The sequence below is a fragment of the Lactococcus sp. genome, from assembly GCF_036648155.1.
GTDB classification, from domain to species: domain Bacteria; phylum Bacillota; class Bacilli; order Lactobacillales; family Streptococcaceae; genus Lactococcus; species Lactococcus cremoris.
This window is the reverse complement of the sequence record NZ_JAVXIY010000008.1, coordinates 147,489-156,978: the sequence shown is the minus strand read 5'-3', so window position 1 is coordinate 156,978 and position 9,490 is coordinate 147,489. Positions and strand designations below refer to the sequence as shown.

Annotated in this window: 8 protein-coding genes; 6 read left to right on the top strand and 2 right to left on the bottom strand. The window is 34.4% G+C overall.

Translation table 11 applies throughout. From position 1 onward, the window contains the following. A partial coding sequence (locus tag RSC39_RS09650; protein ID WP_332536804.1) for an IS982-like element ISLll1 family transposase occupies positions 1 to 676 on the top strand: 676 nt, incomplete at its 5' end. Positions 677 to 983: 307 nt separating this feature from the next. On the opposite strand, the gene RSC39_RS09645 is transcribed toward RSC39_RS09650, so the two are convergent. Then, entirely contained in the window at positions 984 to 1,805 is an 822-nt protein-coding gene (locus tag RSC39_RS09645; protein WP_011834446.1) for a LysR family transcriptional regulator, read from the bottom strand. Between the two features lie 155 nt (positions 1,806 to 1,960). Between RSC39_RS09645 and RSC39_RS09640 the strand changes: the two genes are divergently transcribed. The 5 genes from RSC39_RS09640 (at position 1,961) to RSC39_RS09620 (ending at position 7,350) form a co-directional block, all read left to right on the top strand. After that, positions 1,961 to 2,935 (top strand): TDT family transporter, encoded by a 975-nt coding sequence (locus RSC39_RS09640; protein ID WP_063281857.1) that lies wholly within the window; start codon positions 1,961 to 1,963, stop codon positions 2,933 to 2,935. A 277-nt stretch (positions 2,936 to 3,212) separates the two neighbouring features. After that, entirely contained in the window at positions 3,213 to 4,433 is a 1,221-nt protein-coding gene (gene thiI / locus RSC39_RS09635) for a tRNA uracil 4-sulfurtransferase ThiI (RefSeq protein ID WP_332536801.1), read from the top strand. 215 nt (positions 4,434 to 4,648) lie between these two features. After that, on the top strand, positions 4,649 to 6,052 hold the full coding sequence (locus RSC39_RS09630) for an MFS transporter (protein WP_332536799.1): 1,404 nt from the start codon (positions 4,649 to 4,651) through the stop codon (positions 6,050 to 6,052). A gap of 160 nt (positions 6,053 to 6,212) precedes the next feature. Continuing rightward, entirely contained in the window at positions 6,213 to 6,818 is a 606-nt protein-coding gene (locus tag RSC39_RS09625) for an FMN-dependent NADH-azoreductase (RefSeq protein WP_332536797.1), read from the top strand. 97 nt (positions 6,819 to 6,915) lie between these two features. After that, positions 6,916 to 7,350: an OsmC family protein gene (locus RSC39_RS09620; RefSeq protein WP_021036723.1), complete on the top strand. Its 435-nt coding sequence runs from the start codon at positions 6,916 to 6,918 to the stop codon at positions 7,348 to 7,350. Positions 7,351 to 7,405: 55 nt separating this feature from the next. Here RSC39_RS09620 and RSC39_RS09615 read toward each other — a convergent pair whose 3' ends face one another. Further along, positions 7,406 to 9,448 carry a sodium:proton antiporter gene (locus tag RSC39_RS09615; protein WP_021036724.1) on the bottom strand — a complete coding sequence of 681 codons (2,043 nt, stop codon included), beginning with the start codon at positions 9,446 to 9,448 and terminating at the stop codon, positions 7,406 to 7,408. Positions 9,449 to 9,490: the final 42 nt, after the last annotated feature.

Below are 9,490 nucleotides of genomic sequence, written 5' to 3'. Positions count from 1 at the left end.
TAATTTCCTAGAATATTCTCGCTTTGTCCGCCGTTGTAATGCCCTCTTACCGAGTATCCAAGTCATTCGCCAAGCACTCGTCTTTAAAGAGGTTGAAGGAATGAGTGTATCCATTATTGACAGCTTCCCCATTCCTTTGTGTCAGCCTATTCGTAACTTCAGAAGCAAAGTGCTTGGAGATTATGCAAATGTTGGCTACAATGCTACAAAGGGACAGTACTTCTATGGATGTAAATGTCATGCTTTAGTCAGTGAATCAGGCTATGTCATAGACTACACAATTACTCCTGCTTCAATGGCTGATAGTTCAATGACCGAGGAAGTGTTGAGTCAATTTGGGACACCAAAAGTCCTTGGAGATATGGGATATTTAGGTCAGTCACTGCATGATAGGCTGGAATTAAAAGGAATTGATCTGATTACACCTGTCAGGAAGAACATGAAGCAAAAGAAAATCCTTTTCCCTAATTTTTCAAAACGTAGAAAAGTGATTGAGCGAGTTTTCTCTTTTTTGACAAATCTAGGAGCTGAGCGTTGTAAAAGTCGTTCGCCTCAAGGTTTTCAATTGAAATTAGAGATGATACTTTTAGCGTATTCTTTACTGTTAAAATCAGCTAAATCACTGGAACCAGAGACTTTAAGATATTCTATCGGGTATCAAGTCATGGCTAAATAATCAACTAGCAATTCGGGTTTATTCAATATTTATTTTTTCTATATTTTTATAAAGCCTATCTGTTAAAAAGCCATAGATAACTAATCATAGTACATAAAATTAAAATGATAGAAATCACAAAACTAATGATTATAAAAGCCAATTCTTGTCCCCCTTTAAAGTAATTTTCTGATGTCCTTTATAAAATCTATTATTATTTTATCTATATTTTTACAATGTGTAAAATGAATTTATTTTATCGTTATGATTAAAAAAAATAATAAAAAAAGCAGAAGCAGCTTGCTTCTGTTTCTTATTTTTATTATTTCTAACGAATTTCGGTTTCTTTTTTTATTTTATTAATTAATTTTTGAATCACGGGGTCTTTTTCTTCATCAAAAGAAACTCCTAAAAACTCTCTATGATAATTACTTCCAAGTTCTTGATAAGGGATATCATCAGATAAAAAGGATTTAGAAATCAAAGAAGAACCTAAACCAGCTTTGATATGGGAAATAATCATCTCATTACTATTCATACGAACAATGTTTCTTCTAGAAGAAGGAGCAGATTTGAGATATCTTTTGATATAATATCCAATTCCTGAACCAGATTCTCTGGTAAAGAAAGTTTCTGAATCTGTATTTCCAGCAAGGACCAACTCATCTAAAAACAAAGGAAAGGTTTCGGTTTGATCACTAATGAGTAATCGTTCAATGATTCCAAAATGCAAATCATGATTTGCAACTAATTCAAATACTTTTTCTGAGTCATACATATTAATTTCTACATCCAATTGTTCCAACTCATCTTCAAATACTTTAAAAATTCTTGGCATAATACTTAAAGCAGCACTATGTGAAACTCCGATTTTGAAAGGATGTTTTGCAAGAGATTTCTTTTGTACCTCCGCTTGGTCTTCCTCCCATTTTTTTAGATAGGCAATCGCTTTGGGATAAAATAATATTGCGGCTTCAGTCGGGATAATTTCTTGATGTTTTCCCCTTAGAAATAATGTTGATTTTAATTCTTCTTCAAGTTTCTTGATTCTCACGGTTACAGTAGGTTGTGAAATAAATAAATATTTTCCGGCTAGGGTAAAACTTTTAGTTTCATAAACAACGATAAAAGTCTCAAATAATGAAAACATCTGATTTTCTCCTTAAAACATATCATTAACAAATTATTTTTTTTAATTCATATGATTATAATAATTTATTTTACAAATTAATTCAACTATTATATATTATTAATAGAATCAATTGGTTAACGAGAATTAATAAAAAATATAGAAAGAGAAGTTTTATGATCTATTCAAAATTTATATCATTTTTAAAACAAATTCCTCTCCCGATATGCGGCTTAATATTGGGCTTAATATCTTTAGGAAATCTCCTTTACAGTAAAGGTTATGCTATTTTAGGAAACCTTTACGATATGTTAGGCTTGTTCCTTATGATTTTGATTTTGCTCAAAGTAGGACTTACAATGAAGCACGCAATTTCGGCTTTGAATGACCCAATCGTAGCTTCTGTTTCACCAACTTTCACCATGTCTTTAATGGTACTAAGCGTATTTTTACAACGTTTATCCGGCTTTAGCCTTCTTGCGAATGTAATTTGGTGGACTGCTTTAGTCTTGCATCTTATTTTAATGATGTATTTTATTTATCTCCATATACTCCCTAAAGAACTAAAAATACATGATGTTTATCCGAGTTGGTTTATCACTTTTGTTGGCATTGGGGTAATATCAGCAACATCACCAAATTTCGGTCTGGAAGTGGGTAAAGTTGTGGTTTGGATAACACTACTCTTTTACTTTATCCTTCTTCCTATTGTTATGCACAGAGTTTTTATTTTACGAAAAATGCACAAATCTTTACTTCCATTGATTACAATCATCACAGCACCAGGTTCACTGGGCTTAGTAGGTTATCTCACTGTTGTAGAATCAAAATCCAAAATGTTCATTATCTTTTTATTTATCTTGTCGCAAGCCATCTATTTTATAACTTTGGGCTTACTGACAAAACTTTTAAGAAGTGCCTTTTACCCTAGTTATGCTGCCTTTACATTCCCTCTTGTCATTTCTGCCACTGCGGTAAATTTAACAAGTAAGCTCAGTATTTTCCAATTTTTGAATTTAGAATTATTAGCTAATTTAGAAATTTTTATAGCGATTGTAATCGTTACTTACGTTTTTATAAGATATTGTATTTTTTTGGGAAGTAAATTACTTCAGATTATCTCTGAAAAATATTCTGCTGAAAGTATTTAAAAACGAATCATCGATAACAATTACCACTAGGTCAATGATCTAGTGGCATTTTATTTTGCTTTTAAAATGGAGTATATCAAGCTCAATAGAGCTTTAGGAAATGAGATAATAATTTTAAAAATGTCTATAAAAAAAGGGAAACATTGTGTTATAATTAGAACGCTGCGTGCTTTTTTTCATTAAATAAAGAAAATTTGACTGGATTTTTAGGTTAAATTATTCATTTTTTGAAGTATTTAATGATTAAAAGTATGCAAAAGAATGTAGGAGAATAAGAATGACTGTATTATATGATGAAATCATGGTTCGTTATGGTGAACTTTCAACCAAAGGAAAAAATCGTGGTTACTTTATCAATCGTTTGGCAAAAAATATCCGCGAAGTCCTTGCAGATATGCCTGAATTAAAAATTACAGCAGTAAGAGATAGAGCACATATTGAACTTAATGGAGCAGATTATGCCGAAGTTTCAAATCGTTTAACAAAAGTTTTTGGGATCCAAAATTTTTCACCTTCAATCAAAGTTGAAAAATCAATGTCCATTATCAAAGAAGAAGTTGTAGCACTTTTTAAAGAGATTTATCGCGAAGGGCAGACTTTTAAAATTGCTACCAGACGAGCTGACCATAACTTTGAATTAGATTCAACAGAATTAAATATTGCTTTAGGAGATGTTGTTTTTGATAATTTCTCTTACGCAAAAGTACAAATGAAAAAGCCTGATATCACACTGCGCGTTGAAATCAGACAAGATGCGACTTACCTTAGTTTTGAAGATATCAAAGGTGCGGGTGGAATGCCAGTTGGAACAGCAGGACGTGGACATTTGATGCTCTCAGGTGGAATTGATTCACCAGTTGCAGGTTACTTAGCGTTGAAACGTGGCGTTGAGATTGAAGCTGTTCACTTTGCTAGCCCTCCTTACACTTCACCAGGAGCTTTGAAGAAAGCCAAAGACTTAGCGGCTAAATTAACCGTTTTTGGCGGTTCAATTACCTTTATTGAAGTACCATTTACCGAGATTCAAGAAGAAATAAAAGCCAAGGCTCCACAAGCATATTTGATGACAATTACGCGTCGTTTCATGATGCGTGTGGTTGACCGTGTTCGTGAAGAACGAGGCGGGAAAGTAATTATTAATGGAGAATCTTTGGGACAAGTTGCTAGCCAAACGCTCGGCTCAATGTCTGCCATTAATGAAGTGACTAATACTCCGGTCATTCGACCAGTGGTAACCATGGATAAAAATGAAATTATTGAAATAGCTGAAAAAATCGATACTTTTAATTTATCAATTCTACCATTTGAAGATTGTTGTACTGTCTTTGCCCCACCTTCTCCAAAAACAAATCCAAAACTTGAAAATTGTATTCAATATGAAAAGAGAATGGATGTTGAAGGAATGGTTGACCGTGCAGTCAAAGGAATTATGCTTACAACGATTGTCGGCGAAAATTGGGACCAAACCGAAGAAGAAGAATTTGCTGATTTCTTATAATATGAAGACTCTGCTTGTTATTGATAAGTAGAGTTTTTTATTTGATACGAAAACTACGATTAATAGTCTAAACTTGACAAAGGACTGAAACAAGGATATAATAACCAACGTTATTTATAAACTTAGAAAAAAATATTTGAGTTAGCCTTTTAATATAAAGATTGTTAGGGAATTTTAAAAGAAGTTGTGGCGCTCATTTTATAGGGAAGGATTTTATGTCAGATCGAATAAAGGCTTTGATTGCCTTAGGGATTTTTACTTTTATGTCGACATTGGATGGTTCAATTGTCAACATTGCTCTACCAACGATGTCAAGGGAACTTCATGTTTCAACTTCACAAATCACATGGGTGGTGACAATTTATCTCATTGTCATTTCAGCGATTGTTTTGATTTTTGGTCGTCTTGGTGACTTGATTGGGAAATCACGAATTGCCCGAATTGGTTGGGGGATTTTTATTTTAGGCTCAGCACTGGCTGGTTTAAACTTTGGTTGGGGCTTAGGTTTTTTACTTTTTGCGCGAATTGTTCAAGCTATTGGGGCTTCAATGTTTATGGCAACTGGTTTTGGAATTATTTCAGAAATTTTTCCAATTGAAAGTCGAGCCAGAGCACTTTCAATCTCGGCGATGTTTGTTTCAGTAGGTTCAATCGCTGGACCAGCACTTGGTGGTTTGATTTTGCAGGTCGCTTCTTGGAATTATATTTTTTGGATTAATGTTCCAATCGGAATTTTGGCTTGGATTTTTGGGAATCATGCCTTACCAAAAGAAACCACGAGTGGAAAATGGTCAGATATTGATTTTAAGGGTGGAACCTTGATGACAGCTGTTGTTATTTTACTTTTTCTGTCGCTTAACTTCGGTCAATCACTGGGTTGGACTAATCCATTGATTATTATTGGCGCACTTGTTGGTTTTATTCTCTTTGGAATATTTATTGTCACTGAGAAAAAGGTGGCACAGCCTTTACTTGATTTAGGAATTTTTAAATCAAAGTTGTTTTCAATGAGCATTATTATGGCACTCTTTAATTTTACCGTAGCTATGTTTTCAAGTATTTTATTACCATTTTATCTGCAAGATTTTAGAAATTATGCTCCTGGAGTGGCTGGAATGATTATGATGGCTTACCCAGTCGCTATGCTGATTGCCAGCCCTTTGGCGGGTTCAGCAGCTGATAAGATGGATAAAGAAATTGTCACTTTTGTCGGTATTTCAGGAATTGTTTTGTCCCAACTTGGCTATCTTTTGATTAATCCACATTCTGAACCTTGGGTTATAGTCGTGATTTTATTGATTCAAGGAATGTCAATGGGAATTTTCCAAAGTCCTAACAATGCGCTAATTATGGAAACTGTTGAACGGAAATATTTAGGAATTGCTGGGTCAGTTAATTCTCTTGCCCGTAATATGGCTTTTGTTTTAGGAACATCATTAGCCACTTTAATTCTGTTTACAGCAATGTCTAATCAATTGGGCTATAAGGTCACAACTTATTTGACAAATCAACCAGATGTCTTCTTGCACGGTTTTCATGTAGCTTTCTATTTTTCAACATTTCTTGTTTTAGTGACTTGGATTCTTGGCTTGTTCCGCTTGTTGGGACGTAAAAAGTAAAGTAAAAACAATCAAAATGATTGTTTTTTTACTGACAGAAATTCTGTCAGTAAAATGTTTACATGTGTAAATTTTCACGTACTAAATATATTGAGAATTTAGAAAAGTTTGCTATAATAAATTTTATAATAAAAAAATAATTTCTATAAAGGAACAAAATATGTCTAAACTTCTTGTTGTAAAAGGTCATCCACTCACTGCTGAATATTCACTTTCACTCAAAGGTCTTGATGCTTTCGTCAAATCTTACAAGTCTGCTCATCCAGAAGATGAAATTGAAGAGTTAGATGTCTTTAGTGCTGATATTCCAACTTTGAACACAGAATTAGTCAGTGCCATGTTTGCAGGTAAAAATGCAGAACTTACAGCATCACAAAAAGATAAATTGGCTCGTTTTGCTGGTTTTACAGACCAATTTTTGTCAGCTGACAAAGTTGTCATTGCTAATCCAATGTATAATTTGATGATTCCTGCTGAACTTAAATCATGGGTTGATACTGTAAACGTTGCTGGTAAAACATTTAAATATACCGCTGAAGGACCAGTTGGTTTAGCAAATGGCAAAAAAGTCTTACATTTACAAGCCAATGGTGGGGTTTATGGAGCACAAGACCCTGCGACAGTTTACATGTCAGCAATCTTTAACTTTATCGGTAGCGATTTTAGACAAATTGCCGTTGAAGGACATGCTTATGACCCAGAAAAAACAGAAGAACTTCTTGCTGAATTTATCAAAAAAGTAGAATTAGAAGCTCAAACATTCTAAATAAAAGTCTGTCAGTGAACAGACTTTTTCTTGAATTTACTGACAGAAATCTCAGTAAGTAGCTGTAGGTGCTGTCAGTAAAAGGAAAGGCTAAAAAATGGTAAAACATCTTTTTAATTCACATATTGATTGGGTGGGTGGGAGAAATTCTATTGGTGACTTGCAAGCTGGGGCACTTAATGAAAAAATTTCAATTCCTGAGACAATGGCTGGACCGGGAGTGGGGACCAATCCGGATGAAATGCTACTTGGAGCTGCTAGCACCTGTTACTCAATTACTTTAGCGGCAATGCTTGAGCGAAATGAAATTCCTTTGGAACATTTAAAAGTAGAGGGACAAGGCGTGGTTGATGTGACAAAAGGGATTTTTACTTATGAAAAAATTACCTATCATGTCTTCATGAAACTAGCCGCCGGGGCTGATGAAAGTAAAGCAATCAAATTGGCAGAACGTGCAGAAAGTTCTTGTATGATTTCAAGGGCAATTCAAGGAAATATAAAATTAGAAACGATTATTAAGATTGAAAAATAAAAAGTTACTGACAAAACTGTCAGTAACTTTTTTTGATTTTATGCTAATTCAATCATTAGTTTTTATTTTTTCGACGTTCCAAAAAGTCGAAAAGTAGTGTATGATGATTACTTGCTAATGAATAATCTTCAAGAATATTGACATTAAGTCGCATATCTTTGGCTTCTCTTGCGGTAATTGCTCCAGAAAGCTCATGCTCAAAGATAACTTTACGTTCTAAATAGTAGGCACGCATCATTTCAGTAATGTTATTAGGCTGAGCTTTATTTACCATCCGAGAAATATGACCACCAGAAGCCACAATTTCAGAGGTTCGCAAACGTTCTGATTGTAAGAAATTCAAAAGTTGTTCATCAAAAACCCCATTTAAATTGTCCAAGGCTTGTAAGATAAGTTCGGTGTTATTGAAATATAGTTCAGTAATTTCATCACGCGTTGTTTCCATTGCTGCTTTTGTTTTTTTGAAATAAAAATCCACATGCAAGAAGCGAGAAACCAGCAAATGAAAGGCACGCAAAGTAATAACATAAACAAATTGAATACTTGAAACAAGGGAATGGACAATACTTGTTTCCAATGAGCGAATATACCTTTGATAAGTTCGATAAGTATACATAGAAATTTTATTTTCACGTAAGTAAGCTTCAAGACCTTCAGATTCGATTCGGATAATCAAAAGTTGCAAATCATTATAGTCAATCGCCATATCGGTGGATTCTTGCTCAATAATTAACTGTTGAATCCTTTCTTGATAAGCATCAATTGCAATATCGTATCCCTGAGGATTTTTAGCTGTTGTCATATCCTGACGTAATTCATCAACAACCTCGGATAAAATAGCGATTTTAGAGATATTGTTAACTTTAGAGACTTTTTTGACTGCAAAGAAAGGGAGAATGAACATTCCGACCAAAAAGCTTAAGCCAGTTACGGCAGCTGCTAGAAAGACTAGTACCGGTTGGATATCAACACTTCGAGGAACCAAAAGAATCGTTGCGATACTTACAGTTCCTTTAGAGCCAGCAAAAGTAAGAAGAAGAATATCATTCCAATAAGCAGAGAAAGGCTGTTTTTGTTTAAGCGAACGAAGCCAGTAATAAAAGGCAATGACGACGAATCGAAGGGCAAATAAGCCAGCAGTCAAAGCGAGGGTAAGGAGAATTAGATGAGCTGAAGAATAAACAGGGTCAACTAAAAGTGGAACAACAAGTTGATAAAGTTCAATTCCTAAAAATAAGAAGACAAAGGAATTTAAAATGAAAGTCAAGGTGTCCCAAATTGTACTTTTAAGTTTTTCTACTTGAGCATCAAATAAAGTTGTTCTTTTGAGGCCATTGGCTGACATCACTCCAGCGACGACAGCAGCGATAATTCCAGAAACATGAAGTTCTTCAGAAATGAGAAAGGCGGCAAGAGGGACCACAAGTTCTAAGAGAAGATATCCTGAGACATCTCGGGCATCGACATCTTCTAAAAGTCTCAAAACAAGCCCTTTAATATAAATTAAACTAAATCCAATAGCAGCCCCACCAATGGCAGAGATTACCAATTTCATTGTAGCATCTGGAAAAGAAAAATAACCTGTAACCAGTGCGACTAATGCAATTTGAAAGGAAATAATTCCAGAAGCATCATTGAGAAGCCCTTCACCCTGTAAAACACTCATGACCCTACGTGGAAAGGAGAAGTTTTTGGATAAAGCCCCCACGGCTACGGCATCGGTAGGAGCAAGACTGGCTCCTAAAGCAAAACAAGCAGCCAAAGGAAGTCCGACATATATCCAATTAGAAATTAAACCTAATCCAAGAGTTGTGATAAAAACAAGGGGGAAAATAAGTACTAAAATAATTTTACTATGTTTTAAAATATGTTTGACATCAGCTTCTTCACTTTCTCTAAATAGAAGTGGGGCAATAATAAAGCCTAGAAAAAATTCTGGAGCGACATGTAAAACTTCGTCAGCACCAAAAAAGCCCAAAATAAGTCCTAAAACCACTTGAATCAGCGGAAGGGCAAGTTTTGGGAAAACTTTATTAAGGACATTTGAAAAAACTAATACCAAAAGGAAAATAATGACATAAAAAATAGTATGGAGCATAGAGTCCTTTCTTTAAAAAAATTGACGAGCGCTTAAAAAGTG

Bases quoted from the DNA above. Each gene is read 5' to 3' on its own strand.
- RSC39_RS09640 (WP_063281857.1), top strand. From the start codon at position 1,961: ATGATCTATTCAAAATTTATATCATTTTTAAAACAAATTCCTCTCCCG.
- RSC39_RS09615 (WP_021036724.1), bottom strand. From the start codon at position 9,448: ATGCTCCATACTATTTTTTATGTCATTATTTTCCTTTTGGTATTAGTT.
- RSC39_RS09645 (WP_011834446.1), bottom strand. From the start codon at position 1,805: ATGTTTTCATTATTTGAGACTTTTATCGTTGTTTATGAAACTAAAAGT.
- RSC39_RS09630 (WP_332536799.1), top strand. From the start codon at position 4,649: ATGTCAGATCGAATAAAGGCTTTGATTGCCTTAGGGATTTTTACTTTT.
- RSC39_RS09620 (WP_021036723.1), top strand. From the start codon at position 6,916: ATGGTAAAACATCTTTTTAATTCACATATTGATTGGGTGGGTGGGAGA.
- RSC39_RS09625 (WP_332536797.1), top strand. From the start codon at position 6,213: ATGTCTAAACTTCTTGTTGTAAAAGGTCATCCACTCACTGCTGAATAT.
- thiI (WP_332536801.1), top strand. From the start codon at position 3,213: ATGACTGTATTATATGATGAAATCATGGTTCGTTATGGTGAACTTTCA.